At 70.5% G+C, this 24,740-nt stretch carries 22 protein-coding genes and 1 tRNA gene; 7 read left to right on the top strand and 16 right to left on the bottom strand.

Annotation, left to right across the window (positions count from 1 at the left end):
• The first annotated feature begins 9 nt into the window (after positions 1 to 9).
• Positions 10 to 1,521 carry an L-arabinose isomerase gene (araA, locus tag CVS47_RS13500; RefSeq protein ID WP_127096547.1) on the top strand — a complete coding sequence of 504 codons (1,512 nt, stop codon included), beginning with the start codon at positions 10 to 12 and terminating at the stop codon, positions 1,519 to 1,521.
• Between the two features lie 52 nt (positions 1,522 to 1,573).
• On the top strand, positions 1,574 to 2,524 hold the full coding sequence (locus tag CVS47_RS13495; RefSeq protein ID WP_127096546.1) for an aldose 1-epimerase family protein: 951 nt from the start codon (positions 1,574 to 1,576) through the stop codon (positions 2,522 to 2,524).
• A 28-nt stretch (positions 2,525 to 2,552) separates the two neighbouring features.
• Here CVS47_RS13495 and CVS47_RS13490 read toward each other — a convergent pair whose 3' ends face one another.
• Positions 2,553 to 3,128, bottom strand: a complete 576-nt coding sequence (locus tag CVS47_RS13490; RefSeq protein WP_127096545.1) for a hypothetical protein — start codon at positions 3,126 to 3,128, stop codon at positions 2,553 to 2,555.
• Between the two features lie 7 nt (positions 3,129 to 3,135).
• On the bottom strand, positions 3,136 to 3,549 hold the full coding sequence (locus tag CVS47_RS13485) for a DUF4383 domain-containing protein (RefSeq protein ID WP_127096544.1): 414 nt from the start codon (positions 3,547 to 3,549) through the stop codon (positions 3,136 to 3,138).
• Between the two features lie 217 nt (positions 3,550 to 3,766).
• Here CVS47_RS13485 and CVS47_RS13480 point away from each other — a divergent pair, with 217 nt between their 5' ends.
• From CVS47_RS13480 to CVS47_RS13470, 3 genes are all read left to right on the top strand, one after another.
• On the top strand, positions 3,767 to 4,198 hold the full coding sequence (locus CVS47_RS13480) for a YdeI/OmpD-associated family protein (protein ID WP_127096543.1): 432 nt from the start codon (positions 3,767 to 3,769) through the stop codon (positions 4,196 to 4,198).
• Positions 4,199 to 4,287: 89 nt separating this feature from the next.
• Positions 4,288 to 4,884, top strand: a complete 597-nt coding sequence (locus CVS47_RS13475; RefSeq protein WP_127096542.1) for an asparagine synthase — start codon at positions 4,288 to 4,290, stop codon at positions 4,882 to 4,884.
• Between the two features lie 82 nt (positions 4,885 to 4,966).
• Positions 4,967 to 5,039, top strand: a tRNA-Arg gene (locus CVS47_RS13470).
• Positions 5,040 to 5,129: 90 nt separating this feature from the next.
• Here CVS47_RS13470 and CVS47_RS13465 read toward each other — a convergent pair.
• Together CVS47_RS13465 and CVS47_RS13460 are read right to left on the bottom strand one after the other, a co-directional pair.
• On the bottom strand, positions 5,130 to 5,834 hold the full coding sequence (locus CVS47_RS13465) for a DUF2652 domain-containing protein (RefSeq protein ID WP_127096541.1): 705 nt from the start codon (positions 5,832 to 5,834) through the stop codon (positions 5,130 to 5,132).
• 37 nt (positions 5,835 to 5,871) lie between these two features.
• Complete coding sequence (locus tag CVS47_RS13460; RefSeq protein ID WP_127096540.1) at positions 5,872 to 7,563, bottom strand: MFS transporter; 1,692 nt, start codon at positions 7,561 to 7,563, stop codon at positions 5,872 to 5,874.
• A gap of 349 nt (positions 7,564 to 7,912) precedes the next feature.
• On the opposite strand from CVS47_RS13460, the gene CVS47_RS13455 reads away from it, so the two are divergent.
• Complete coding sequence (locus CVS47_RS13455) at positions 7,913 to 8,611, top strand: GAF and ANTAR domain-containing protein (RefSeq protein ID WP_164734659.1); 699 nt, start codon at positions 7,913 to 7,915, stop codon at positions 8,609 to 8,611.
• 22 nt (positions 8,612 to 8,633) lie between these two features.
• Here the strand turns inward: CVS47_RS13455 and CVS47_RS13450 are convergent, their stop codons facing one another.
• Genes CVS47_RS13450 through CVS47_RS13440 form a run of 3 tightly spaced genes read right to left on the bottom strand, consistent with a single transcriptional unit; the run spans position 8,634 to position 11,813 of the window.
• On the bottom strand, positions 8,634 to 10,070 hold the full coding sequence (locus CVS47_RS13450; protein WP_127096538.1) for an NAD(P)/FAD-dependent oxidoreductase: 1,437 nt from the start codon (positions 10,068 to 10,070) through the stop codon (positions 8,634 to 8,636).
• A gap of 43 nt (positions 10,071 to 10,113) precedes the next feature.
• The gene (locus tag CVS47_RS13445; protein WP_127096537.1) at positions 10,114 to 10,488 is read right to left on the bottom strand and encodes a cupin domain-containing protein; all 375 of its coding nucleotides are present in this window, start codon (positions 10,486 to 10,488) and stop codon (positions 10,114 to 10,116) included.
• Entirely contained in the window at positions 10,485 to 11,813 is a 1,329-nt protein-coding gene (locus tag CVS47_RS13440) for an aspartate aminotransferase family protein (protein WP_127096536.1), read from the bottom strand. Before CVS47_RS13440 ends, CVS47_RS13445 begins: the two co-directional genes overlap by 4 nt.
• A gap of 89 nt (positions 11,814 to 11,902) precedes the next feature.
• On the opposite strand from CVS47_RS13440, the gene CVS47_RS13435 reads away from it, so the two are divergent.
• A complete protein-coding gene (locus CVS47_RS13435) occupies positions 11,903 to 13,459 on the top strand; it encodes a PucR family transcriptional regulator (RefSeq protein ID WP_127096535.1) in 1,557 nt (518 codons plus the stop codon).
• Here the strand turns inward: CVS47_RS13435 and CVS47_RS13430 are convergent.
• From CVS47_RS13430 to CVS47_RS13390, 9 genes are all read right to left on the bottom strand, one after another.
• Complete coding sequence (locus CVS47_RS13430) at positions 13,447 to 14,967, bottom strand: CoA-acylating methylmalonate-semialdehyde dehydrogenase (protein WP_127096534.1); 1,521 nt, start codon at positions 14,965 to 14,967, stop codon at positions 13,447 to 13,449. The two genes, CVS47_RS13435 and CVS47_RS13430, sit on opposite strands and share 13 nt — an antisense overlap.
• Positions 14,968 to 15,076: 109 nt before the next feature.
• Complete coding sequence (locus CVS47_RS13425) at positions 15,077 to 16,723, bottom strand: amidohydrolase (protein WP_127096533.1); 1,647 nt, start codon at positions 16,721 to 16,723, stop codon at positions 15,077 to 15,079.
• 38 nt (positions 16,724 to 16,761) lie between these two features.
• Entirely contained in the window at positions 16,762 to 17,226 is a 465-nt protein-coding gene (locus CVS47_RS13420) for a DUF3237 domain-containing protein (RefSeq protein WP_127096532.1), read from the bottom strand.
• Positions 17,227 to 17,255: 29 nt separating this feature from the next.
• Positions 17,256 to 18,929, bottom strand: coding sequence for a nickel ABC transporter ATP-binding protein NikE (gene nikE / locus CVS47_RS13415; protein ID WP_127096531.1), 1,674 nt, complete (start codon positions 18,927 to 18,929; stop codon positions 17,256 to 17,258).
• Positions 18,926 to 19,789, bottom strand: a complete 864-nt coding sequence (locus CVS47_RS13410; protein WP_127096530.1) for an ABC transporter permease — start codon at positions 19,787 to 19,789, stop codon at positions 18,926 to 18,928. Before CVS47_RS13410 ends, nikE begins: the two co-directional genes overlap by 4 nt.
• Positions 19,786 to 20,730 (bottom strand): ABC transporter permease, encoded by a 945-nt coding sequence (locus CVS47_RS13405; protein WP_241240159.1) that lies wholly within the window; start codon positions 20,728 to 20,730, stop codon positions 19,786 to 19,788. Before CVS47_RS13405 ends, CVS47_RS13410 begins: the two co-directional genes overlap by 4 nt.
• Positions 20,731 to 20,837: 107 nt before the next feature.
• The gene (locus tag CVS47_RS13400) at positions 20,838 to 22,484 is read right to left on the bottom strand and encodes an ABC transporter substrate-binding protein (protein WP_127096528.1); all 1,647 of its coding nucleotides are present in this window, start codon (positions 22,482 to 22,484) and stop codon (positions 20,838 to 20,840) included.
• A gap of 42 nt (positions 22,485 to 22,526) precedes the next feature.
• Positions 22,527 to 22,985: a DUF3237 domain-containing protein gene (locus CVS47_RS13395; protein WP_127097376.1), complete on the bottom strand. Its 459-nt coding sequence runs from the start codon at positions 22,983 to 22,985 to the stop codon at positions 22,527 to 22,529.
• Positions 22,985 to 24,586 carry a CocE/NonD family hydrolase gene (locus CVS47_RS13390; protein WP_241240158.1) on the bottom strand — a complete coding sequence of 534 codons (1,602 nt, stop codon included), beginning with the start codon at positions 24,584 to 24,586 and terminating at the stop codon, positions 22,985 to 22,987. Before CVS47_RS13390 ends, CVS47_RS13395 begins: the two co-directional genes overlap by 1 nt.
• Positions 24,587 to 24,740: the final 154 nt, after the last annotated feature.

Below are 24,740 nucleotides of genomic sequence, written 5' to 3'. Positions count from 1 at the left end.
GAGAACCGCATGACCCGCACGCCCCTGTCCACGTCCCTCGACGGCTACGAGATCTGGTTCGTCACCGGCAGCCAGAACCTGTACGGCGAGGAGACCCTCCGCCAGGTGGCCGAGCAGTCCCAGGCGGTCGCCGACGGCCTCGGCGGTCTGCCGGTGAAGGTCGTCTGGAAGCCGGTGCTCAAAGACTCCGACAGCATCCGCCGCATGGCGCTCGAGATCAACAGCCGCGACGACGTCATCGGCGTGATCGCGTGGATGCACACGTTCAGCCCCGCCAAGATGTGGATCTCAGGTCTCGACGCGCTTCAGAAGCCGCTCCTGCACCTGCACACGCAGGCGAACGTCGAGCTGCCGTGGGCCGACATCGACTTCGACTTCATGAACCTGAACCAGGCCGCGCACGGCGACCGCGAGTTCGGCTACATCCAGACGCGCCTCGGCGTCGCGCGCAAGACCGTGGTCGGCCACGTGTCGAATCCCGTCGTGCGTCAGCAGGTCGAGGACTGGCAGCGCGCGGCGGCCGGCTGGACCGCCGCGCGCACCCTGAAGCTCGCCCGGTTCGGCGACAACATGCGCTACGTCGCCGTCACCGAGGGCGACAAGACCGAGGCCGAGCTCCGCTTCGGCGTGCAGGTCAACACGTGGGGCGTGAACGAGCTCGCGGAGGCGGTGGCCGCGGCATCCGAGTCCGACATCGACGCGCTGGTCGCGGTCTACCTCGACGAGTACGACGTGGCCCCCGAGCTGCTCCCTGGTGCCGAGCGCCACGGGTCGCTCCGCGACGGCGCCGCGATCGAGATCGGACTGCGGTCGTTCCTCGAGGAGGGCGGCTTCGGCGCGTTCACCACGAGCTTCGAAGACCTCGGCGCGCTCACCCAGCTGCCCGGCCTGGCCGTGCAGCGACTGATGGCCGACGGCTACGGCTTCGGCGCGGAGGGCGACTGGAAGACGGCCATCCTCGTGCGCGTCGCCAACGTCATGGGCGCGGGTCTTCCCGGCGGCGCGAGCCTGATGGAGGACTACACCTACGACCTCGTGCCCGGATCCGAGCGGATCCTCGGCGCGCACATGCTCGAGGTGTCGCCGACGCTGTCGAGCTCCCGGGCGCGCCTCGAGGTGCACCCGCTCGGCATCGGCGGCAAGGCCGACCCGGTGCGCCTGGTGTTCACGGCCGACCCCGGCCCGGCGCTGGTCGTCGCGATGAGCGACATGCGCGACCGCTTCCGCCTCGTCGCGAACGTCGTCGAGAACGTCGAGGCGCCGGATCTGCCGAAGCTCCCCGTCGGCCGCGCCATCTGGAAGCCGCAGCCCGATTTCGCCACCAGCGCCGCCTGCTGGCTCACCGCCGGAGCCGCGCACCACACCGTGATGACGACCACCGTCGGCATCGAGGTGTTCCGCGACTTCGCCGAGATCTCGCGCACGGAGCTCGTCGTCATCGACGAGGACACCACCGTCCGCGGCTTCCAGCAGGAGCTGCGCTGGAACCAGGCGTACTACCGTCTCGCACAGGGCCTCTGAGCCCCGAAGCCCGAACGTCACCGTCGGTGACGCGACACCCAGGAGCGCCACGATGGCCCGTACCCCCCTTTCCGGCATCCAGCACTCGCTCCGCGCGGGCGGCTACGAGGCGGTCGTCGCCGGCGTGGGCGCCTCCCTGCGCTCGCTGACGTACGCCGGACGCGACCTCGTCGTGCCTTTCGAGGCCGACGAGGTGCGCCCGGGGTTCCGCGGAGCGACGCTCGCGCCGTGGCCCAACCGCGTCGTGGACGGGCTGTACACCGTCGACGGTGTCGAGCGTCAGCTGGCTCTGACCGAACCCGACCGCGGGCACGCCCTCCACGGGCTCGCCGCGTGGCTCGAGTTCGACGCGATCGACAAGAGTCCGAGCCACGTGACGCTGGCCGCGGTCATCGAGCCGCAGACCTCCTTCCCGTGGCGCCTGGTCGTCGAGACGACGTACGCGCTGACCGCCGAGGGGCTCGCGCAGTCCGTCCGCGCGCGCAATGACACGGACGAGCCGGCGCCCTGGGGCACCGGGCCGCACCCCTACCTCGTCGCCGGCGAGGGATCGGTGGACGACTGGATGCTGCGGCTCCCGGCATCGCGCGTGCTCGAGGTGACACCTGACCGCCTGGCTCCGACCGAGCTCGTCGGCGTGGAGACGGACGCCGCACGCTTCGACTTCCGCGAGGAGCGGCGGATCGGCGCGGTGGAGATCGACCACGCCTACGCCGGACTGTCGCGCGCAGACGGCGTCGCCACCGTGACCCTCACCGCGGACGACGGCCGCGGCGTGGCCATGAGCTGGGGCGCGGTGTGCCCCTGGGTGCAGATCCACACGGCGGACCTGCCGGCCGGACCGGGCACTCCCGGGCATCGTGCCGGTCTCGCCGTCGAGCCGATGACGTGCGCGCCCGATGCGTACAACGCCGACCGCTACGACTTCGACGCCGGCCTGATCACCATCGCGCCGGGGGAGTGGTCACCCACGGCCGAGTGGATCGTCCACGCGATCGACTGATCACGCGGGGGCGGTCGGAACCGACGCGTCAGTGGCCTTCGTGCGTGATGACCGGCAGCGTGCCGTCGTCGCGCAGCAGATAGCCGTCCTGCGTGGCGCCCAGCGCAGGGGTGACCAGGGCCGAGAGCACGGCGGCGGCCAGAAGCATACCGATGACACCGCGGCCGCTTCCCGCATCACGGGGACGGATGCCGCGGCGCACGGCCGCGGCGCAGAAGGCACCCACGACGATCAGCAGAACGGTGCCGATCGCGACGGCGAACACACTCGCGCGCGCCGGCGCGAGGACGAGGAGAGCGAAGAGCGCCAGGACGCCGGCGAGCACACCCGCCAGTGCCGTGCGGGGCGCGACCAGGCGGGAGAGTGCGAGGCCGGCGCACCCCCACGCGAACGCCGCCGCGCCGAGAAGGGCGACGACGATGCCGACGATGCGGGCCGCGGTGCTGGAATCGGCCGAGACGATGGCTCCGGCGCCGAGGGCGAGCTGCACGAGCCCCGCGCCCCAGGCCGCAGCCGACGGCCAGGAACCCGTGAAGCGCGCAGGCCGTACGGCCACCCCGACCTCGGTCGGGGCGGCCGTACGGATGTGCTGCTGCAGGGTCATGAGGTGATCAGACCGTGGCTGCGCGGACGTCCTTGTCGGCCGACAGGCCGACGCCGAGGAGCACGACCGCGCTGGCGAGGTGCAGGAAGTGGTCGGGCACGTTCAGCGCGAGGATGTTGAGCGCGTTGTCCGGCGAGCCGATGAAGAAGCCCACGATGCCCAGGAGCAGGTAGACGGCTCCGACGGTGATGTTGACGCCCTTCGCCGCGCGGGCGTTGGACAGGCCGGCGATCAGCAGCGCCGCACCGATGAGGAGGTGGGCGATGTTGTGGAGCGGGTTGACCTCGAAGATGCCGAGCAGCAGGCCTCCCTGGGTGGCGATGAAGCCGACACCCCCGGTGAAGGCGAAGCCGAGCAGACCGACGAGCACGTAGACCGCGCCGAAGATGACTGCCACGAGGCGATTGGGTGACTGACGCATGAGCGACCTCCTTGTTCGTGCGGCTGCGCCGCGTTCATCTGTTAGTTCGTTCAGCAGCGGATATCGGATGTGAATCCTTTCCGAGCCGGGAGGCGCGGTGCTGCAACCACACACGCTAGGGCCCGCTTTCCGCCTCTGACCCGGGGGTTGCCCCTTCGCCGCCCGCACTGGTATCCCGCGCTGGCGGAGGCTGCGGCATCCGTGTCACACTCGCGGCATGCGCTTCGAGACGACCATGCTGCAGATGGGCAACAACACCGGGATCGAGGTGCCGCCGGAGGTGCTCGAGGCCCTCGGCGGCGGCAGGCGACCGGCGGTAGACGTCACGGTGAACGGCTTCGCCTACAAGAGCACGGTCGGGGCGATGGCGGGGAAGTCCCTGATCCCGTTCAGCTCCGACAAGCGGGCCGCGAGCGGCATCTCCGGCGGCGACGCGATCGTGGTGGAGGTGGAGCTCGACACGGCACCGCGCACCGTCGACGTGCCCGAGGATCTCGCGGCGGCGCTCGCGGCCGCCGGACGCAGGGAGGAATTCGACGCCCTCTCGCCGAGCCGGCGCAAAGCGCACGTCACGGGCGTCGAGGGCGCGAAGACCGCGGACACCCGCGCTCGCCGGATCGAGTCCATCGTCTCCACGCTCGCGGTCTGACACCGGCTGCTCGCCGAGCGGGTCGCCCTCCTGGCCGATCGTGACGGGCGCGGGCGCGCGATAGCCTGGGGCAGGGGAGAGGAGCACCGGTGGGCAAGACCTCGGAGGCTGTGGAGGAGGGCGTGTCCATCGCCTCATCCGCCGCGCGTCTGGCCGTGCGCAACCACATCCTCGTGCAGACCATCTCCCGCGGTGAACCGTTCGTCGTCGAGGACATCGCCGGATACGCGCGTGAGATGCTCGAGAACCTCGCGCAGGAGCAGGACACCGCCGCATCCCTCGCGAAGAAGCAGCGCAAGAAGGCCTGGGGACGCTTCTCCGATCCCGATGGCACGCACGACTACCGGGATCGCGACACGCGCAACCTGCGGAAGCGGCAGCGGCAGTACGCCCGCGTGGCCGCGCGGCTGCGAGAGGTGGCTGCGGATGGCGACGCTGTGCGCGAGCTCGTCGAAGAAGCTCGCGATGCGGCGTGGGGTGACGTCGAGGCGAACCTGCAGCGCCGCCTGCGGGTCGAGGGGATGACGGCGGATTCGTATCCCGACTACGCGCAGCTGCGCTCGGCTCGGATGCAGGCCCTCCGCCTCGTCGACCTGCCTCGGCTGGCCGCGCACCAGCGTCACATCGGCGCGTCGGACGCGGACGTCGAGGCCGAGGCGCCCGATGCCGAGGCCGCGCAGCGCTGACGGTCCGTGTCGCCGATTCGCGACCTCGGCGGAGCTGGGGTAAGCTGAACAACGGCCCGCGCGCCGTTTCGCGCGTGGGTTTGCGCCCGTAGCTCAATGGATAGAGCATCTGACTACGGATCAGAAGGTTGGGAGTTCGAGTCTCTTCGGGCGCACACTGTGTTGAGACAGTGACCGACAGAAGCCCCGGGAAACCGGGGCTTCTGTCATTTCCGGATGCTGGTCGGATGTCCCGCCCGCCGGGATCAGCGCTGAACGCGCATCCCCCTGGCGCCGATCATGTACGGCAGCCCCCGCCCGATGGCGGAGAACGTGCTGCTCAGACGGGTCGCGAGAGTCGGGCGGCCGGGGTCGGAGCCCTGGTCGAGCTCGCCGACGTCGACGATGTGCGTCAGCACCTGTCCGATCCCCTCGACCTCCTGCGTGAGCTCCTGCACGCCTTCCGGGCGGGAGCCGGCGACCTCGGAATAGAGGTCGTCGGTGATCAGGACGTACTCCGGGATCGTCACGTCGTTCTTCAGCAGACGGTGCGCCAGGATCACGTCGATGCCGACCAGCTTCGAGCGGCCGCGGATGCTCTGGGTCGCCACGTCACCCACGTGCGCGACGAATTTCAAGGTGAGTGCGCGGGCCTGCCGGCATCCCCCGCACGGGCAGAGGTTGGCCACGACGTACTCGCGCTCGCGATGGAAGGCGCGGTGCATCTGCGCGGCCGCCTGGAGAACCTCCGCCAGCACGGCGTCGGCATCCCGGTCGCCTGCGCGGCGCGACAGGAAGGCGGCGTCGCCCTCGATCTCGACGAGGTCGAATCCACGGGCCGCATCGATCACGCTGTCGAGCATCCGGGCGGTGTTGACCTCGGCGTGCGCGAGGGTCATGCGGTGGCTCCCCATGTACTCGGTGTAGCCGCCGATGTCGGCGATGAGGAGGGTCGTCCGGGATGTCGTCATGAGGCGCTCCGTTGCGAAGAAGTGGGTGCGGGCCGAGTCATGCGGTCGAGTCCGGCGGAGTGTGCGCCGGCACCCCGGGCGGCGAGAAGCGCCCGAGCTGTCCGTCGACGCCGTCCTGCGCGGCGCGCGCGCTCGGGGCGTAGCCCATGACGACAGCGCCGAACGTCTCGGGCTCCAGCGCGCGCAGGATCAGGTCGGTGTGCGCCACGACGCCGGCGGTGCGGGGCGTCCGCCGGAGCAGCGCGATCTCGCCGAAACCGTCACCCGCGCCGAGCCGAGCGACCACGCGCCCGTCGCCGACGACGTCCGCCTGCCCGGATTCGATCACGTAGTAGCGATCGCCGATGTCGCCCTGGGCGAAGACCTTCCGGCCGGCGGGCACCTCGACGGGCTCGAGCCCTCGCGCGAGCTGTTCGATCGACGGCAGGGGGAGAGGCCGGAACATCGGCACCCTCTGCAGCAGGTCCACGTCGGCATCGATCGCGTCGACCGTGCTGTCGAGCCGACGCAGCCGCCACCACGCGGCGGTCGCGAGCACCGGACAGAGGAGCCCGACCGCGATCAGCGCCGGTGCGAGACCGATCCAGGCGATCAGCGCCGATGCCAGAACCGATCCGACGCCGATCGATACGGCGACCAGGCTCTCCAGCACGCCGAAGACACGGGCCATCACCGCGTCGGGCGCCAGGCGGCCGATGAGGGTGAACCCGGCGAGATCGATCAAGGCGTTGCCCACGCCGACCAACGACAGGAGCAGCAGCGCCGCGGCCTGCTGAGGGAACACGCCCATCAGGGCGATCGGCAGGCCCCACAGGGCGACGCCGACGGCGAACCACGCTCCGAGGCGCCCGGTGCCGACCAGCAGGGATGCCGACAGCGACCCGATGACCGCGCCGACGCCGACGGCCGCCATCAGCGTGCCCGCTCCGGCTTCCCCCATGGCCAGCAGCTCGATCGCGACGACCACCGAGAACACCGTGAGGGCCCCGCGGGTGATCGACTGCGCGGCGGCCAGCAGCAGGATGAGCGCGAGGTCGCGGTCGCCCGCGACGGCACGGATGCCCTCGACGGCCTCCCTCACCAGCTGCGGTCGAGCGGCGGCGGAGCGCGCCGGTGCCTCGTAGCGGACCCGGGACAGCAGCAGCGCCGCCCAGAACGACGCGGCTGCCGCGACGGCGAAGACGACGGAGACATCCGTGAAGGCGAGCAGCACCGCCGCCAGCAGCGGCCCGACCAGCGTCGCGACCGAGTCCAGGAAGCCGCGGACGACGTTCGCGCTGGCGAGCTCGTGGCCGGTGCGGCACAGTGTCGGCAGCAGCGCCGAATGCGCGGGCCGGAAGAGGGTCGCCGCGATCGTGGAGAGCACGGCGAGTGCATAGACGACGAACACCGGGCCCGAAAGGGCCACCACCACGGCGGCCACCGCGGTGGCCAGCCCTCGAAGCAGTGAGACGACGACGAGCACCCGTTCCCGTCTTCCTCGATCGGCGAAGGGCGAGAGAAGCGGGGCGAGGATGGCGGAGGGAACCATCCGCAGCAGGCCCACCAGGCCGAGCGCGAGAGCGCCGCCGGCGTTGTAGGCGACGATGCCGAGCGCGACCGTGAAGGCCCATTCCGCGGTCCAGGCTCCGAGGAAGCCGAGCTGTGCCCGCCGCAGGTTCGGGTTGCGCCCATTGCTCGCGAACGCGCCCGCGGCTGCGCGCAGACGGTCGCCGGTCCCCAGACGCATGGGCCGACTCTAGGTGCGAGGCGCGGGGTGGACCAGGGACCCAGGTCGCCTTCGGCAGGGGACTGCCCCTCTTTCCCTCCCCGCAAGCCTTGTCGAGAGCCCGGCTCGCGGGCGACGCGGGCGTGTCGTCCGGCGACCCATTGCCACGGGAACACGCGTGTCTCAGATAGATTCTCTGAAGCGGATGCCGCCCGAAACGGCTCTCCTCACGCGCCTCACCGCCCAGAGGCTTCCGCACCCAACGGCCCAGATCCCGCCGGTCACGAACACGACTCCAGGGGGATCTGGCATGGATGATCCGGTGCCCGCCTCGTCGCGCCCGCGATCGTCGCGGGATCGAAGGCTCAGCGTGGCGCTGGTCACTCTCGCCGACACCCTCACGTCCGACTACAGTCTCATCGACCTGCTCGAGACGCTCGTCGCCAAGAGCATCGAGCTGCTCGGCACCGACGAGGGCGGTCTCCTGATCGCCGACCCGTCCACGTCGCAGCTGCGCTCGGTCGTGTCCACCCACGGGGGACCGCGCCGTCTGGAGGCCGAGCAGCTCGCCACCCGCCGCGGTCCCTCGATCACGAGCTTCGAGATCGGCGAGCCGGTGTCGATCGACGACATCGAGACGGACGCCGAGCAGTGGCCGGACTTCCGCGACAGCGCCCGCAGGGAGGGCTTCCGCTCGCTGCACTCGTTCCCCCTTCGACTGCGCGGCACCGTCATCGGGGTGATGAACCTCTTCGGGCGGACGCCGCGGACCTTCGACGCGCAGGACGTCGCCGCGGGGCAGGCGCTGACCGATGTGGCCACGATCAGCATCCTGCAGCAGCGCACGCTCGAAGACAGTGTCCGGCTCACTCAGCAGCTGCAGCACGCCCTCGACAGCCGCGTCGTCATCGAACAGGCGAAGGGCGTCATCGCCCATTCGGAGAAGATCAGCCTCGACGAGGCGTTCCAGGTCCTCCGGTCGCGTGCCCGGAACAGCAGGCGACCCCTCGGCGAGATCGCGGCGGAGGTCATTCACCGGTCTCTGAACGGGCGCCGGGACCGGAGCTGACGGATGCGGGCGAGGGCCGCCCTCAGGAGTCGAAGCCGACGCCGAACAGACCGGCGAGCTTGAGCAGGGGGCCGTCCTTGCCGCCGTTCGCGTCGGACGCCGCGACCGCGTGCCGCATGGTCTGGATGAGCGGGTAGGCGAACGGCTCCGGCGGGATGGGGACGGGCAGGCGTCGCGCCATCTTGAGGCGGGTGCGCGGGGTGTCGGCGCCGGCGAGGAGGTCGAGCATGGTCTCCGCGCCGAAGCGCGTGGCGGCGACCCCGAGGCCGGTGTACCCGGCGCTGTACGCGACCCTCCCGCCCTTCGCCACGCCGTGGAACGCGACCAGCTGCGTCGACATGTCGATCGCGCCGCCCCAGGCGTGCGTGAACCGGATGCCGCTCAGCTGCGGGAAGGTGAGGAGGAAGTGGTCCGCGAGGCGGCGGAACGTCTCGGGACGCTGGTCCTGTGAGCGGCGCACCCGGCCTCCCCGGTGGTACACGGCGTCGTAGCCGCCGAACAGGATCCGGTCATCGGCGGTCTTGCGGTAGTAGTGGAACTCGCGCGAGGAGTCGGTGATGCCGTAGCGGCCGGTCCATCCGATGCTCTCCAGCTGCTCGGCGCTCAGCGGCTCGGTCATGAGCACGTAGTCGTAGACGGGCACCGTGAACAGGCGACGCGAGGGCAGCAGCGACGGGAACACGTTCGTCGCGAGGGCGACCCGTGCCGCGCGGACCTCGCCGTCCGGGGTCGTGATGACGACGCCCTCGGCGGTCGTCTTCAGACCGATCGCGGGCGAGTGCTCATGGATCTCCACGCCCAGACCCTCCGCCGCCTCGGCCAGACCCCAGGCGAGTTTGGCGGGGTGGACGTACGCGGCTCCGGAGGCGGCGAAGAGCCCCGCGCGGAACAGCGGCGACGACGCCTTCGTCGCGAGCGCATCACCGGTGAGGTACTCCGCGTGCCCGTGGCCGGAGTCGGCCGCGGCCGCCTCTTCCAGCCAGCCGAGCTGGTGCGGCTCGGTGGCGACGGTCAGGATGCCGGTCTCCTCCCATTCCGCGTCGATGCCGTAGCGGGTGAGCGTCGCATCGAGCGCCTCGAAGTTCTCGGTCTCGAGCGCGGTGATCTCGGCGATCTCGTCGGCGAAGTGCAGTTCGCCGTTCTCGGGGCCGTGGGTGAGGCTCGGCTCCACGAACCCGCCGTTGCGACCGCTCGCCGACCACGCGATGCGCTGGCCCTCCAGAAGGATGACCCGGCGCTGCGGGTCGCGCTCCTTGGCGATCAGTGCGGTCCACAGACCGCAGTAGCCGCCGCCGACCACGACCAGATCGGTCTCGCGATCGCCGCGCAGCGCCGGCCGGGGCGCGGGCCGAGAGGGGTCGTCGAGCCAGAAGGGCCGGGGGGCGGCATCCGACAGCGCAGCATCCACGATCGCCCGCGGGGTGCGCAGGTCGTGGCCGTAGGCGGTGGGGACGGTCATGCGTGCTCCTCGGGATCGACGGGGTACGGCTCACGGTACGCGGTCATGACGGCGCATCGCCCGGGGCACCGAGGATGTAGACCTTGCGGAGGCGGTCGGGCACGACCCACCGCGTCGTCATGCCGGCCGTCAGCCGGCACACGACACCGGGGGAGAGCTCGATGTGCTGCTCCCCACCGTCCGTCTCGAGCGTGAGCGTTCCCCGTCCGTCGATCACGACGAACACCTCGTCGGACTCGATGTCGCGCGCGGTGCCCGCCGTCAGCTCCCAGATGCCGACCTCCGCACCGGCCACCGTCGCCAGCTCCAGGAGGCCGGTCCGCGGGCCGCCATCGACGACCTGGGCCGCGGGCACGACGTCGTAGGCGAGGGCGGCCGTGAGCGCATCGATGGGCGCGAACGGCTCGAGGTCGCTCATGCGAGGGGGTCGATCGAGACGAGGACCTCTTCGATCGCGTCGAGACCGCGACCGGCCTCGTCATCCGTGATGACCGCGGGTGGCACGACGTGCAGCCGGTTGTCGGCGAAGAATCCCAGAACCCCGCGCTCGAGCAGCGCCGACTTCGCCGCGGCGACGACGGCAGGCGACACAGCCTCTCGGGTCTCCCGGTCGGCCACCAGCTCCACAGCCCAGAAGACCCCGAGCCCCCGGACCTCCCCGATGACGGGCGCGACGGCGCTCATGGCCGTCAGTCGCGGACCGAGGACGTCACCGCCGATGCGGCGGGCGTTTTCGACGACACCGTCCTCCGCCATGGCTTGGATGGTCGCGACCGCGCTGGCGGCGGCGAGCGGGTGGCCGGAGTAGGTCAGCCCGCCGGGGAAGATCCGGTCGTCGAAGGCGCGGGCGATCTCCTCGGAGATGACGACCCCGCCGAGGGGCACGTAGCCGGAGTTCACGCCCTTCGCGAAGGTGATCAGGTCGGGCCGGACGTCGAACGCGTCGAACGCGAACCACTCTCCCGAGCGGGCGAACCCGGCCATCACCTCGTCGAGGATCAGCACGATGCCGTAGCGGTCGGCGATCCGGCGGACGCCCGGGAGGTAGCCGGGCGGGGGGACGAGCACCCCTGCGGTACCGGGGATGGTCTCGAGCAGGACGGCGGCGATGGTGTCCGGACCTTCTGCCTGGATGGTGCGCTCCAGATGGCGCAGCGCCCGTTCCGCCTCCTCCTCGGGCGTCGCCGCCCAGAACTCGGTGCGGTAGAGGTAGGGCCCGAACACATGGACATGCCCGCGGGAGTACTCGTTCGGCATGCGGCGCCAGTCGCCCGTCGCACTGATCGCGGTGCCCGTGTTGCCGTGGTACGAGCGGTAGTGCGACACGACCTTCTCGCGACCGGTCGTCAGGCGCGCGAGGCGGATGGCGTTCTCGTTCGCGTCGGCGCCGCCGTTGGTGAAGAAGACCTTCGAGAAGCCCTCGGGAGCGCGTTCGAGGATGAGTTCGGCGGCGTGGGCGCGGGTCTCGTTCGCGTGCGCCGGAGCGATCGTGGACAAGGTCGCCGCCTGTCGCTGGATCGCTTCGACGACTCGGGGATGCTGGTGGCCGATGTTCACGTTCACGAGCTGGCTCGACAGATCGAGGTAGGACCGACCGTCGGCATCCCACACCGTCGTCCCGTCGCCGCCGACGATCGGCAGACCGCCGAAGGAGCCCTGCGCCGACCAGGAGTGGAAGACGCTGCGGCGGTCGCGGTCGATGACGGCCGCGTTGGTCGCGGCGGTGATCGTGGAATCGGTCATGACTGGGATTCTCGTACGATGTGTGGAGCCGATGACTGGACAGACTGTCGACGGGAAGCATCGGCGATCGACGATATGGCGGACCAGGAATGCCGACGACGCTCAGATCCCTTCTCGAGGTCGATGCCTTCGACCTCCGACCGGCCGTGCCCCTCGACGAGACGATGCTCGATCGGACAATCGCCTGGGCGCACAGCTCGGATCTCGCCGATCCGACCCCCTGGCTCGAACCGGGGCAACTGCTGCTGACCGACGGAGCGCAATTCATCGGAGGCCGGGACACGGCGGAGGCCGCAGCATACGTGCGTCGGCTGGTGGACCTGGGTGCCGCGGGCCTCGGATTCGCCGTCGACGTCATCCATGCGGCGGTGCCGCCGGACGTGGTCGAGGCATGCACGCAGCAGGGGCTGCCGCTGCTCGTCGTGCCCCGCGCAACCCCGTTCCTCGGCATCATCCGGCACATCGCGGATGTCGCTGCGGCTGACCGCAGCGCCCGGCTGTCGTGGTCCCTCGAATCGCAGAAGGCCGTCGCGCGCGCTGCCGTGCGTGACAACGGTCTGCGTGAGATCCTCCGCACCCTGTCTCAGCGGCTCGAGACATGGGTCGCGCTCTACGGCGCGACGGGCGAACCGGTGCGCATCCCCGGCCTGACCTCCGTGCCCGGTGGGCGGTCCGCAACCGTCGACAGGGAGGTGCGGCGGCTTCTGGACCGCGGCCTGCCGGCGAGTCTCCGCACTCTCGAGGAGCCCCTGGCGACGCTGCAGACGATCGGCCAGGCGAGTCGCCTGCGCGGTGTCCTCGCCGTCGGCAGCGCTACGCGGCTCGGGGCCGCGGAAAGTGATCTGGTGGAGGCGGTCATCGCTCTGGCGAGCATCGCCCTCGAGCAGCAGCGGGCACTCGGTCATGCGCGCCGCCGCATCCGGAGTGGCGTGCTCGAGCTGGCCCTCGCGGATCGGACCGCCGAAGCCCGCCGCGCGGCGAAGGCGCTCGGAGCAGCTCTCCCGGAGACGCCGTTCCTCGTCGGCATGGTGCGTGACGTGCACGCCGCCCCGTCCCTGTTGGAGGAGTTCGAGGTGCAGAGCGGCACGAGAGGCCGTGCGGCTTTCTTCGCCGAGCGGGGGGACGAGGTCGTCCTGCTGATGTCACCGGCCTCCGTGCCGACGACGACGGCGACCCTGAAGCGTCACGGCCTGACGCTGGGCGTGTCCACTCCGGTCGGGTGGTCGGAGCTCGCACAGGGCGTGCGCGAGGCCGCCCGCGCCGCGCAGACGGAGACGGAGACCGGAGTGGTGCGCTTCGAGGACGTCGCCGCCGCGGGGATCCTCGGTGCGCTTCGCGCCGGTGGGGGAGAGGAGCTCGCCACCCATCTTCATCGCCGGCTGGGCGAGCTCGGCGACGTCGAGCGCGCGCGGCTCCTCGAAAATGCTCGCGTCTGGCTCGACGCGAACACAGCGTGGGATCCGGCGGCGCGGCGCCTCGGCATCCACCGTCACACGCTCCGCGCGCGCATCGACGAACTCGGAGCCCTGATCGGTCTCGACCTGTCGACGTTCGCCGGACGGGCGGAGCTGTGGGCCGCTCTGCAGTTCGCCGATGCGACCGACGAGCTGTCGCCGGGAGCAGACGGCCCCCGTCAGCTGTTCTGAGGGAATCCCAGGTTGATGCCGCCGTGCGAGGCAGGGTCGAGCCAGCGGCTCGTGATCGCCTTCTCGCGGGTGAAGAAGTCGAACCCGTGGACGCCGTACGCCTTCGCGTCTCCGAAGAGCGACTTCTTCCAGCCGCCGAAGGAGTGGTAAGCGACCGGCACCGGGATCGGCACGTTGATGCCGATCATGCCGACCTGCACCTCGTTCTGGAAACGCCGGGCGGCGCCCCCGTCGTTGGTGAAGATGGCGGTGCCGTTGCCGAACTCGCCGCTGTTGATGAGCGCGAGCCCTTCCTCGTAGGTCTGCACGCGGACGACGGAGAGGACGGGGCCGAAGATCTCCTCCGTGTAGGCACGGGACGTGGTGGGGATGCCGTCGATGAGGGTCGGCCCGAAGAAGAAGCCGTCCTCGTTGCCCGGGACAGTGAATCCCCGACCGTCGACGACGATGGTGGCGCCGTCCTGCTCCGCGATGTCGACGTATGTCGACACCTTCTCGCGGTGCGCGTCGGTGATGAGCGGGCCCATGTCGGGCTCGCCGTCGACGCCGCCGGCTCCGTCGCCGATGCGCAGCCGCGCGATGCGGTCGGTGATCCTGCTGATCAGCTCGTCGGCGACGGGCTCGACGGCGAGGACCACGGAGATCGCCATGCATCGCTCGCCGGCGGCGCCGTAGCCGGCGTTCACCGCCTGGTCGGCGACGAGATCGAGGTCGGCGTCGGGAAGGACCAGCATGTGGTTCTTCGCCCCGCCGAGCGCCTGCACCCGCTTCCCGTGACGGGAGGCGGTCTCGTAGATGTACTGAGCGATGGGGGTCGATCCCACGAATGAGATCGACTGGACGGCCGGGCTCGTGAGCAGTCCGTCGACGGCGAGCTTGTCGCCCTGGAGCACGGTGAAGACACCGTCGGGAAGACCCGCCTCCTTCCACGCCGCGGCCATCCACACGGCCGCCGAGGGATCCTTCTCGGACGGCTTGAGGATGACGGCGTTGCCGGCGGCGATCGCGATGGGGGCGAACCACAGCGGCACCATCACGGGGAAGTTGAACGGCGAGATGATGCCGACGACGCCGAGCGGCTGCTTGAGCGTGTAGACGTCGATGCCGCTTGACGCGTTCTCCGAGTAGGCGCCCTTGATCAGGTGCGGGAAGCCGGTCGCCAGTTCCACGACCTCCTGGCCGCGGAGGATCTCACCGAGGGCGTCGGAGACGACCTTGCCGTGCTCGGCCGTGATGATCCCGGCCAGGTCGCCCTTGCGGGAGTGGAGGATCTCCCGGAACGCGAACAAGACGGTCTGCCGCTTCGCGATCGAGTACCCGCTCCAGACGGAGAAGCCGCGTTCCGCCGACGCGATCGCCTCGGCGACCTCCGCGTCGTCGGCCAGCCCGACCTCCCCCCGTACGACTCCGGTCGCCGGGTTGTAGACGGGCGCCGTGCGCCCGGACGTCGACGGGCGCTCGGCGCCGTCGATCCAATGCGGGAGGAGGGGTACGGCTGATTCGCTCATGCGTCAAGTCTGGGCGCGCGATCTGTGGGAGAAGGTGCCGATATGGAGTCGACGGGAGGTCGAGACCGACAGAGTGGCGCGACCGGATGCGGCGGCATCCGGTCGCGCCTCACATCTCGTGGACGACGTCTCCGGCTACGACGGTCACCCGCGATCGGACGGCCGCGATCTGCGACAGGGGCAGGTCGAACGGATCGGCCGTCGCCACGACGAGGTCGGCGCGCTCGCCCACGCAGAGTCGTCCGGATCGTCCCAGCACGAGCGCGCTCGACCCGCTCGTATAGGCGCCGAGCGCCTGCGCGAGGGTGAGGGACTGGTGCTCCGCGTCGAGAGTCGGCGGCTCGACACCGGCCGGCGCGGGGGAATGTCCGGGGGGCGCGGGCGCCCAGCGGTTCACGGCGACGTGGATCGCCAGCCACGGGTCGGCGGGGGACACCGGCCAGTCCGATCCCATCGCGAGCTCGGCACCGCCGTCCGCCATCGTCCGGAACGGGTAGCCGGTCTGCATCCGCTCCTCCCCGATCATCGACGCCAGGAAGGGGTCGGGCGCGGCCCACAGGCCCTGGATGTTCGCCGTGACGCCGAGCGGGCCGAAGCGGCGGGCATCCTCGGGCTGCACCATCGAGAGATGCGCGATGTGGTGGCGGGGTCCGGAGCCGTTGACGGCGCGGGCCTCCTCGATGGCGTCGAGGGCGACGCGGATGCCGCGGTCGCCCATGATGTGCAGGTGCAGCGCGAACCCGGCGGCGTCCAGTCGGGAGACGAACGCCGAGATCGTCGCCTCGTCGAAGTGGAGCTCACCGGAGAAGCCGTCCTCGGCATGGCTGCAGTAGGGCTCGAGCAGCGCAGCGGTCTCGCCGTGCGGGACGCCGTCGATCATCGCCTTGGCCGTGGAGGTGTCGAAGCCGGCGTCGCCGTTGCGCTCGCGCGCTGCGACGAAGCGGTCGACCAGGTCGGGGACGTCCTCGAGCCGCAGACCGGGCGCGATCCACAGCGCCCCGGATGCCAGGCTGCTCAGCGTGCCGTCGGCGATCGCCCGGAGGTAGGCCGGAGTGCCGTCCGCCTTGCCGTTGTACTCGCCGAGGATCGCCTCATGCCATCCGGTCACGCCGAGTGACCACAGGTGATCCTGAGCGTTCAGCAGCCCCGCCACCATCTCCTGCGGCGTCGACGCGGGGATCACCCGTCCGACGAGCTCCGCCGCCGTCTCGTTCAGGTAGCCGGACGGATCCCCGGCGGCGTCCAGGTGGATCTCGCCGTTGTGCGGCTGGGGAGTGGAGCGGTCGACGCCGGCGAGCTCGAGCGCCCGCGTGTTGACCCACAGCGTGTGGTGTCCCGCGTCACTGAGTGCGACGGGGCGATCGGGCACGATCGCGTCGAGCTGGTGCCGGGTGGGGTGCGGGAACAGGTCGTGGTCCCAGCCGCCCCCTGTGAGCCAGGCGGCGTCGCTGCGCTCCGCTCCGATCCGGATCTGCTCCAGAGTCTCTTCGACGGTCCGCGCGCCGGTGAGGTCCAGGCTCAGGCGCTCCACGCCGGCGAAGACGGCGTGGACATGCGCGTCGACGAAGCCGGGGTGGATGAGTGCGCCGCCGGCGTCGACGATGCGCGTGCGGGGTCCCGTGAGCGCGTGCACGTCGTCGTCGGAGCCCACACGGACGATGCGCCCCCCGGTGACGGCGACGGCCGTGGAATCGGTGCGCACGCGCCCGTCGAAGACGCGGCCGCCGGTGACGACGAGGTCTGCGTGTTCTGGCATGGGTTTCTCCTCAGTTGATGGATGCATGACGCCCCCGCTCACACGAGCCGGAAGACGCGGATGACGACCACGCCCGGCTCCGCCCGCGCGTACCCGACGAACTGCGACTCAGTCAGCCACTGCACGGCGGGGTGCTCGGTCCGGAACTCGAACGCCGTGCGGTAGTAGAGCTCCTCCTCGCCGACGGGCTCGCCCGCCAGCATCCGCTCGAATGTCGCCGGGTCGGTGCGCCAGATGCCCCGATTCACCACCTCGATGCCGGCCGTCCCGTCGGGGAGGTGCGCCTCGATGACATAACGCGCGTCCAGGTGGACGGTCAGCCCGCGACCACGCCACCAGTCGCCGCCGCTGTCGAGCACGCGACCGCTCAGGCGTGGGCCGCTGACGTCGCCGCCGGACACCTTGGCGAAGTGGAGTCCTTCACCCGGGGTCTCCCCGCCGAGACGCAGAGCCTCCTCGACGGTGCAGCGGAGCTCGAAGCAGTACTCGAATGCCGGAGTCATGTGATCGTCGTGCACGGGTCTTCGTCTCCTCAGGGCGCGGGGGCGTCGTCGATGATCGTCGGGAGTGCCTGCGTGCGCCCGAGTCCGCGACGGCGTGGCGACCAGCCTTCGCGGGGGATCGAGTCCAGCAGCATCCTGGTGTATTCGGCGCGGGGATCGTCGAGGATGTCCTCCGCGGAGCCGGATTCCTCCACCGTGCCCCGGCGCATCACGATCACCCGATCGCACAGCCGGCGGATGACGGTGAGGTCGTGCGTGATCATCAGCAGTGCCACGCCGGTGTCGCGACGGATGTCGTCGAGAAGGGTGAGGATCTCCACCCGCGTCGTGACGTCCAGCGCCGAGACCGCTTCGTCCAGCACCAGCAGCAGCGGGTCCGCCGCGAGGGCGCGGGCGATGGCGACGCGCTGGCGCTGCCCGCCGGACAGCGATCGGGGCCGGGTGTCCGCGAGGCGCGGATCCAGCCGCACCTGCGTCATGAGTTCGTCCACTCGCGCGGCGACGATGCCTTTCGCGTCGTTCGGGCGGTGCACCCGCACGGCCTCGGTGAGGCATTGGCGGACCGTCTGACGCCGGTCGAGCGACTGGTATGGATCCTGGAAGACCATCTGTGCGATCTTCGCGCGGGACCGTCGCTCGCATCCGCGCCGGGCCGGGCGACTCCAGTCCTCCCCGGCCACGTGGATGATGCCCGAGTCGGCGCGTTCGAGCCCGACGAGGATGCGCGCGGTGGTCGACTTCCCCGATCCCGATTCCCCGACGATGCCGAGCGACCCGCCGGGCGCGACCTCGAGCGTGACGCCGTCGACGGCCTGCAGGATCTCCGTGCCGCCGCCGGCCGCGCGCACGCGATAGCGCTTGCGCAGGTCTTCGATGCGGAGGATGGGCTCGGCGTTGTCCTGACGTGCGTCGACGGGGACCGCCTCGTCCAGTGCCGCCGACATCAGGGTGCGCGTGTACTCGTGGGTCGCGTCCTGCCGCATGGAGCCGGCCGCCAGCGTCTCGACGATGCGGCCGTGCTGCATGACGTTGACCCGGTCGCACACCGCTCCGGCGAGGGCGAGGTCGTGCGTGATGAACAGCAGAGCCAACTCGCGATGCGTGCGCAGGTCGGCGATCACGGCCATGACCTCCTCCTGCGTCGTCACGTCGAGTGCGGTGGTGATCTCGTCGGCCAGCAGGATGCGCGGGTCCATCGCCAGAGTCGCGGCGATCATGACCCGCTGGAGGAGGCCGCCGGACAGCTCCGCGGGATGCTGGCGCATCCGTCGCCCCGGGTCGGTGATGCCGACCTCATCCAGCAGCTCCCGCGCGCGCCGCTCGGCATCGGCCTGCCGCGCTCCGCCGACGCTCACGAGCGCCTCGGTCATGAAGTCGCCGATCGAGCGGAGGGGGTTGAGGTGTGCGCGGGGGGTCTGGAAGATCATGCCGATGCGGCGCGCGCGCACGTCACGAAGGCTCCGCGGGTCCAGATCCGACAGGTCCTGTCCGTCGACGCGGATCGACCCGTCGACGGTGAAACCCTCGGGCAGCAGGCCGGCGATCGCGCGGACGGTGAGCGTCTTGCCCGATCCGGACTCGCCGACGAGTCCGACGGACTCGCCGCGGCCGGCCGACAGCGAGCTGCCGAACACCAGCTGACGGGGTCCACCAGGGGCAGGCGCGAACACGTCGAGGCCTTCGATCTGCAGGACGGCGGTCATCGTTCCTTCTCCTCGGCCCAGACGGCGACCTTGCCCCCCAGGACGCCCACGGACAGCACCGTGAGCACCACGAGCACCGCGGGGAAGACGGACTGCTCGGGAGCGCCGGCGAGGATGCCGGCTTGTCCGTTGGCGATCATCGACCCCCAGTCCGGCGCCGGTGGCTGCTGCCCGAGGCCGAGGAAGGAGATCGCCGAGAGGTCGAGCATCGCGTACCCGAAGCCGATCGCCATCTGCGCGGCGACGAGCGGAAGCAGGGCGGGAACCAGATGGCGGAAGACGATGGCCATGCTGCTCACCCCCTGCACCTGCAGTGCGGCCATGTACGGCTTGCCGAGCTCGCGGGCGGCCGCCGTGCGCGTGAGACGGGCGACGACCGGGATGTAGGCGATCGAGAGCGCGATGACGGGCGCGGCGATCCCCTTGCCGAAGATCGCCACCGCCAGCACCGCGACCACCAGACCGGGGATGGCGAAGATGACGTCGATCAGCCGGGCGATGCCGGCACTCACCCAGCCGCCGAACCAGGCGGACACCACCGCGATCGCCGCGCCGAGGAGCGTCGAGAACGCGACGACGATGGCGGGGGCGAACACACTCGCTCCTGCGCCGGCCAGCACGCGCGAGAAGATGTCGCGGCCCAGATCATCGGTCCCGAAGGGATGGGCGAGACCGGCGATGCCGTTCACCGGACCGACGTAGAGCTGGGTGGGGTCGTACGGCGCCACCCACGGCCCGATGACGGCGCCCACGACCACGAGGCCCAGGACGACAGCGGCCGCGGCCACCAGCCAGTCCTTCTTCGCCGCCCGCCGGGCGACGGCCGGCGTCGCCCCTCCGGCGATCTGCGCGACGCTCATGCGGCGACACCGCCAGCCACGCTCGACGGGTCGATGAGCGCCGCGATGATGTCGGCGACCGCGTTGAGGACCACGAAGATCGCGACGAGGATGAGGGAGAGCACCTGCACGACGGGAAGATCCGCTCGCGCGGCGGCCTCCACCAGCAAGGACCCGACCCCTCCGATCCCGAAGGCCACCTCCGCGATCGCCGACGCGGCGAACAGGCCGGCGACGGTCGTGCCGGAGATCGCCAGGATCTGGGGTGCCGCGTTGCGGAAGACGTGGATGCGGAAGACGCGACCACGCGGGATCCCGCGGACGGTCGCCGTCTCGACGTGCTCGGAGTAGAGCTGCGCGACCAATGCGGCCCGGGTGATCCTGCTGATGTAGGCGACGAACAGCACCGCCAGCGACACGGACGGCAGGACGAGGTGCCACAGCCGGTCGACGAAACCGTCACCCTCGCCGAACACGGGGAACCACCCGAGGGTCTTGGCGAAGAGCCAGATGAGGAGGATCGCGACGACGAAGGTGGGCAGGGCCATCCCGAGCGACGTCAGAATCGACACCGTCCGGTCCACGACGCGTCCGCGCGTCGCGGCGAGGATGCCCGACCCCACGCCGAACACGAGGATGAACGCCAGTGTCAGCAGCACGAGCTGGAGGGTCACGCCGAACCGGGGGCCGATGAGCGAGACCACGTCGGTCTTGTAGACGAAGGAGCGCCCGAAGTCGCCGTGCAGCGCGTCGGTCAGCCAGAGCCAGTACCTCGTCCACACGGGGTCGTCCAGCCGGTAGTCCGCGCGGATCTGTGCGATCAGCTCCGGCGTCGGCTTGGCGCCTCCCGCGAGTGTCGAGATCGGATCGCCCGTCACCAGCACCGCCGAGAAGATCACGATGCTGGCCAGCAGCAGCGTGAGCAGCAACCCTCCCAGTCGGCCGGCGACCATTCTGAACATCGCATTCATCGGCGCCGCGCCTCCTTTCCCTGGTTCATATCGTGGTGCCCTTCCTGATCCCGGCGGCGTCGCAGGACTCGGCGACGCCACCGGGAGTGCTCATGCGGTCACTTGCCGCCGAGGTGGAGAGCCCACGGACTGCCGTACGCGGCGACCGAGGTGGTGACACCCGTGAGCTCCTTGTTGAGATAGGTCAGCTGGTACGACCCCGCGAGGGTGATCTGCAGCATGTCCGGCGCGAAGATCTCCTGCGCGGCGACGAAGCTCTCGGCTGCGCTCTGGGCGTCGGTGGCGGTGCGGGCGGCCATCAGATCGGCCGTGACCTCGGGGTTGTCGTACTCGCTCCAGTTGAAGACGCCTCCCTGTGCGGCGGGGAGCATGAAGAGGGACGGGTATCCCAGCACGCCCGGCGTCTCGAGGTAACCCTGCGTCGCCACGAAGTCGACGCCGTCTCGTCGGGAGGGGTCGTAGAACAGTGCGCCGAAGTCGGATGCCTGCATCGCGTCGATCGTGATGTTCAGCCCGATGGACGCGCCGGCGCTCTGGATGATGGCCGCCGTCTGCTGCAGCTCGCGCGCTCCCGCCGGCACCGCGAGGACCAACGGCCGGCTGACATCCTCACCGCTCTCCTCGACCAGCTTCTTGGCACCCTCGATGTTGACCGCCGGCGCCGCCAGCGCGTCGTAGCCTGCCTGGTAGGTGGCCGCGGCATCCAGCGATTGGAAGGAGAATTCGGGGACGATCGTCTTCTGGGGGTAGCCCAGGCCGCTGACGACGGTGTCGAGGAACTGCTGCCGGTCGATGGCCATGCTCAATGCCCGACGGATGGCGGGGTCGGCCGCCGGGCCTTCGGCCGTTGCGGGCCCGAAGCTGTACGACGCCGTCGAGTGGCCCACCGTCAGTGTGCCCGCACCGTCGCCTTCGAAGGTGGTCCGTGAGCTCGGAGCGACGTTGATCGCGCCGTCGATGTCACCCTGCGTGAGGGCGGTGGTGAGCGTCGGCCCGTCCGAGACGAAACTGTAGGTCAGCTTCTGCACCAGGGGGGTGCCGTTCCAGTAGTCGGGGTTGGCGGTCGTCTCGATCTCGCTCCCCGGCTTCCAGCCGCCCGGGGCGAGTTCGAACGGGCCGGTGCACATGAGTCCGACGTCGGAGGTCCCGACCGCACCGCCGGCCGCCGCGCCGAACGACTCCTGCATCACCGCCGACCCCTGACCGGCCAGCGCGTCGCGGAACGCGGAGTCCGGGGCGACGAAGCGCACCGTGACCTCGTTCGGGCCCGTCACGGTGATGCCGGTGGCCGGATCGGGATCGACCAGGGCGAACGCTCCGTACCACTGCGAGGCGGGGTTCGTGCTCTGGCGGAGGCTGTAGGCGACGTCCTCGGCCGTCACGGGGTCGCCGTTCCAGAACGTGACGTCATCGCGCAGCGTGATGACGAAGGTCGTCGGGTCGACGAACTCGGCGGTCGTGGCGATGCCCGGCTGGATGGAGAAGTCCGGCTGAAGCGAGAGCAGGTTGTCGCACAGATTCGGGATGATGAGGTTCGCAGAGGCCGCGGGGTTCAGCGTGGCGGGTTCCCCCTCCACGATCGCCCATGTGACCTCGTCCACGGGCTTCGTGCCGGCCGGCTGCGCGTCCACGAGCGCGACCTCCCCGCTGCTCTGCGGGTTCGGTTCGTCGCGGGGTGCGCATGCGCTCAGCGCGAGAACGGTCACGCAGGCGAGAGCTCCGATGGCGAGTGCTGATCGCTTCATGTTCTTTCCTTCTGATCGTTGCGGTGTCGGGTCGATCTCGTGTCAGGTGAGCAGGTAGACGCGGATGCAGACGTGCCCGTCTTCATCGCGTGCGAGGCCGACGAACTGGTTCTCGGCGAGCCACCGGTGCGCCGGCGCGTCGGTCTGGAAGACGGGCGCGGTGCGGAAGTACAGCCCTGGCTCGTCTTCGGGGACGTCCTCGCCCGCGTCCATCCGGGCCAGGATCCTGGGCGTCGCGCGGAAGTAGCCGCGGTTGAGGATGTCGATCACGGCGCCGTCATCGGCGCGGATCAGGTATCGCGCCTCGAGCTGCGCGGTGCCGGAGCGTTCGACCGCCCAATCGCCGCCGCCGGCGAGAACGGCGCCGTTGAGGCGCGGGCCCGACACGCTGCCGCCCGAGATGGGGGTGAAGGACAGGCTCTCGTCGGGCCCTCGGCCGATGTGCAGGTCGGCGTCGATGCGCGCGCGGATCTCGAAGACGTACTCCAGAACAGGTTCCATCACGGCAGTTCTCCATCCAGGACGGTCAGGGTGAGTCGGAAGGCGTCCGGGCCGCCCAGGGTCAGCGTCTGCCTGTTGGGCGCGGTTGACCCCCAGGTCCATGGGTCGGCACCCGTTCCGGTCTGCGGAAGGTACTCCGGATAATCGCTGCTGTACACGTGCACCCGCAGCCGGTGCCCGCTCGCGAGTCGATATCCGATGTGGCCCATGTCGATGTCCACCGTCGCGGCCTTCGTGGCGTCGTGGAGCTGGATCTGTCCGCGGGCGATCCGCAAGGCGGTGCCGTCGGGGGACACGTCGAGGAGGCGGACGAAGCAGTCCATGACCGGGCCGTCGGAGGCCACCGTCATACGGGCGGACACGGGCCCGGCGAGGTCGACGTCCCCGACCGCGGGAGCGGAGTCGAAGCGCAGGACATCCGCTCGCTCTCCGAGGGGCGCTTCGTCGGGGAGGGTGAGAAGGAAGGCGAAGGCGTCGGGTGCGCTCGAGGGGACGAGGTCGGCCGGGTCGTGGGTCCACTGCGGTGCGGATGCTGCGACCGGCCTCTCCGCGGACAGCGCCCCGTCGCCCGTGGCGAACCGGACGATCGGGTGTGCGCCGATGGGAGGCCAAGTCGCGTCGCGGCGCATCTCGTCGGTGCCGGCGAGATTCCAGCAGACCGCAGGCACGTCGGCGGCTGCCCCGTTCCCCCTGACGAAGACCTCGAAGAAGTCCAGCGCCGGATCGAGCATGCGCGGGAGGTTGGCGCGGAGCTGCTCATCGCTGCGCTCGCCAACGCGGTCAGCGTCGTCGTCGAGGAGGTAATAGCCCTCGTGGTCGAGCGCCTCGATGCGCAGATGGTGGTGGGCGTCCCAGTTGGGGTGGTTCCTGATCCGCTCGACGTCGGCCCACGCCAAGGGCGCGCAGTTGTCCCACCAGCCGACCGTGTGCAGGGCGGGTACCGATCGTCCGGCGAACGGGTCTCCGGACGGGAAACGGGGGAGCAGGACGGGGTGTGGGTACCACTGGTCGTAGGACAGCCCGCGCGCCCCCACCTGCTGGATGAACTCCTCGGCCTGTGCAGCGAAGTCGCGGCGCTCCCAGTCCGGCTCCCACAGCAGCATGTCACGGTCGAAGAACTGCGTGAGGGGATACATGTAGGTGACCGTCCACTCGACCGCGCGTGTGCGCTCCGCGGGGGCCCGGCGCACGGGCTCGCCGAGGCCTGTGCCGGTGACCCGCGGGGCGATCGCCTTCAGAGCGGGATGCCCGCTCGCAGCGGCGGCCCACTGGGTGTAGCCGTAATAGCTGTCGCCCCACATCGCGACGCGGCCATTGGACCACTCCTGCTGTGTGATCCACTCGATCGTGTCGTACCCGTCCTCGACCTCGTTGACGAACAGGAGCGCGTCCCCGCCGGAGCGGAACTTCCCGCGGACGTCCTGCGCGAACACCCGGTAGCCGCGGTTCGTGAAGTACTCGGCGATGAGGGGGATGAAGCAGTAGGAGCCCGACTTGTCGTACGGAAGGCGGATGAGGATCGTGTCGCCAGGCGACCGATCGGCGTGGTCGGGCGCGCCGGGGAGGTAGAGATCCCCGGCGAGCGTGATGCCGTCGCGCATGCGGATCCTGGCTGCCGAGGAAAGCGGGCTTTCGGGGCCGGGGGGTATGCGCAGGACGTCAGGCATCTCATTCTTTCGTCATGATCGACAGCACCGCCATATGCGGTGACGATGACGCTAAACCCCCCGGACGAAAGTAGTCAAGTCCGACTAG

This window comes from Microbacterium lemovicicum (assembly GCF_003991875.1).
Lineage (GTDB): Bacteria > Actinomycetota > Actinomycetes > Actinomycetales > Microbacteriaceae > Microbacterium > Microbacterium lemovicicum.
This window is presented reverse-complemented; position numbering and strand designations above follow the sequence as displayed.

Excerpts from the sequence above, each read along its gene's own strand:
- CVS47_RS13430 (WP_127096534.1), bottom strand. The coding sequence starts at position 14,967 with ATGAGCGAATCAGCCGTACCCCTCCTCCCGCATTGGATCGACGGCGCC.
- araA (WP_127096547.1), top strand. The coding sequence starts at position 10 with ATGACCCGCACGCCCCTGTCCACGTCCCTCGACGGCTACGAGATCTGG.
- CVS47_RS13490 (WP_127096545.1), bottom strand. The coding sequence starts at position 3,128 with ATGACCCTGCAGCAGCACATCCGTACGGCCGCCCCGACCGAGGTCGGG.
- CVS47_RS13425 (WP_127096533.1), bottom strand. The coding sequence starts at position 16,723 with ATGCCAGAACACGCAGACCTCGTCGTCACCGGCGGCCGCGTCTTCGAC.
- CVS47_RS13390 (WP_241240158.1), bottom strand. The coding sequence starts at position 24,586 with ATGCGCGACGGCATCACGCTCGCCGGGGATCTCTACCTCCCCGGCGCG.
- CVS47_RS13420 (WP_127096532.1), bottom strand. The coding sequence starts at position 17,226 with ATGACTCCGGCATTCGAGTACTGCTTCGAGCTCCGCTGCACCGTCGAG.
- CVS47_RS13445 (WP_127096537.1), bottom strand. The coding sequence starts at position 10,488 with ATGAGCGACCTCGAGCCGTTCGCGCCCATCGATGCGCTCACGGCCGCC.
- CVS47_RS13450 (WP_127096538.1), bottom strand. The coding sequence starts at position 10,070 with ATGACCGTCCCCACCGCCTACGGCCACGACCTGCGCACCCCGCGGGCG.
- CVS47_RS13410 (WP_127096530.1), bottom strand. The coding sequence starts at position 19,789 with ATGAGCGTCGCGCAGATCGCCGGAGGGGCGACGCCGGCCGTCGCCCGG.
- CVS47_RS13485 (WP_127096544.1), bottom strand. The coding sequence starts at position 3,549 with ATGCGTCAGTCACCCAATCGCCTCGTGGCAGTCATCTTCGGCGCGGTC.
- CVS47_RS13495 (WP_127096546.1), top strand. The coding sequence starts at position 1,574 with ATGGCCCGTACCCCCCTTTCCGGCATCCAGCACTCGCTCCGCGCGGGC.
- CVS47_RS13395 (WP_127097376.1), bottom strand. The coding sequence starts at position 22,985 with ATGGAACCTGTTCTGGAGTACGTCTTCGAGATCCGCGCGCGCATCGAC.
- CVS47_RS13405 (WP_241240159.1), bottom strand. The coding sequence starts at position 20,730 with ATGTTCAGAATGGTCGCCGGCCGACTGGGAGGGTTGCTGCTCACGCTG.
- CVS47_RS13465 (WP_127096541.1), bottom strand. The coding sequence starts at position 5,834 with ATGACGACATCCCGGACGACCCTCCTCATCGCCGACATCGGCGGCTAC.
- CVS47_RS13460 (WP_127096540.1), bottom strand. The coding sequence starts at position 7,563 with ATGCGTCTGGGGACCGGCGACCGTCTGCGCGCAGCCGCGGGCGCGTTC.
- CVS47_RS13435 (WP_127096535.1), top strand. The coding sequence starts at position 11,903 with ATGCCGACGACGCTCAGATCCCTTCTCGAGGTCGATGCCTTCGACCTC.
- CVS47_RS13440 (WP_127096536.1), bottom strand. The coding sequence starts at position 11,813 with ATGACCGATTCCACGATCACCGCCGCGACCAACGCGGCCGTCATCGAC.
- CVS47_RS13480 (WP_127096543.1), top strand. The coding sequence starts at position 3,767 with ATGCGCTTCGAGACGACCATGCTGCAGATGGGCAACAACACCGGGATC.
- CVS47_RS13400 (WP_127096528.1), bottom strand. The coding sequence starts at position 22,484 with ATGAAGCGATCAGCACTCGCCATCGGAGCTCTCGCCTGCGTGACCGTT.
- nikE (WP_127096531.1), bottom strand. The coding sequence starts at position 18,929 with ATGACCGCCGTCCTGCAGATCGAAGGCCTCGACGTGTTCGCGCCTGCC.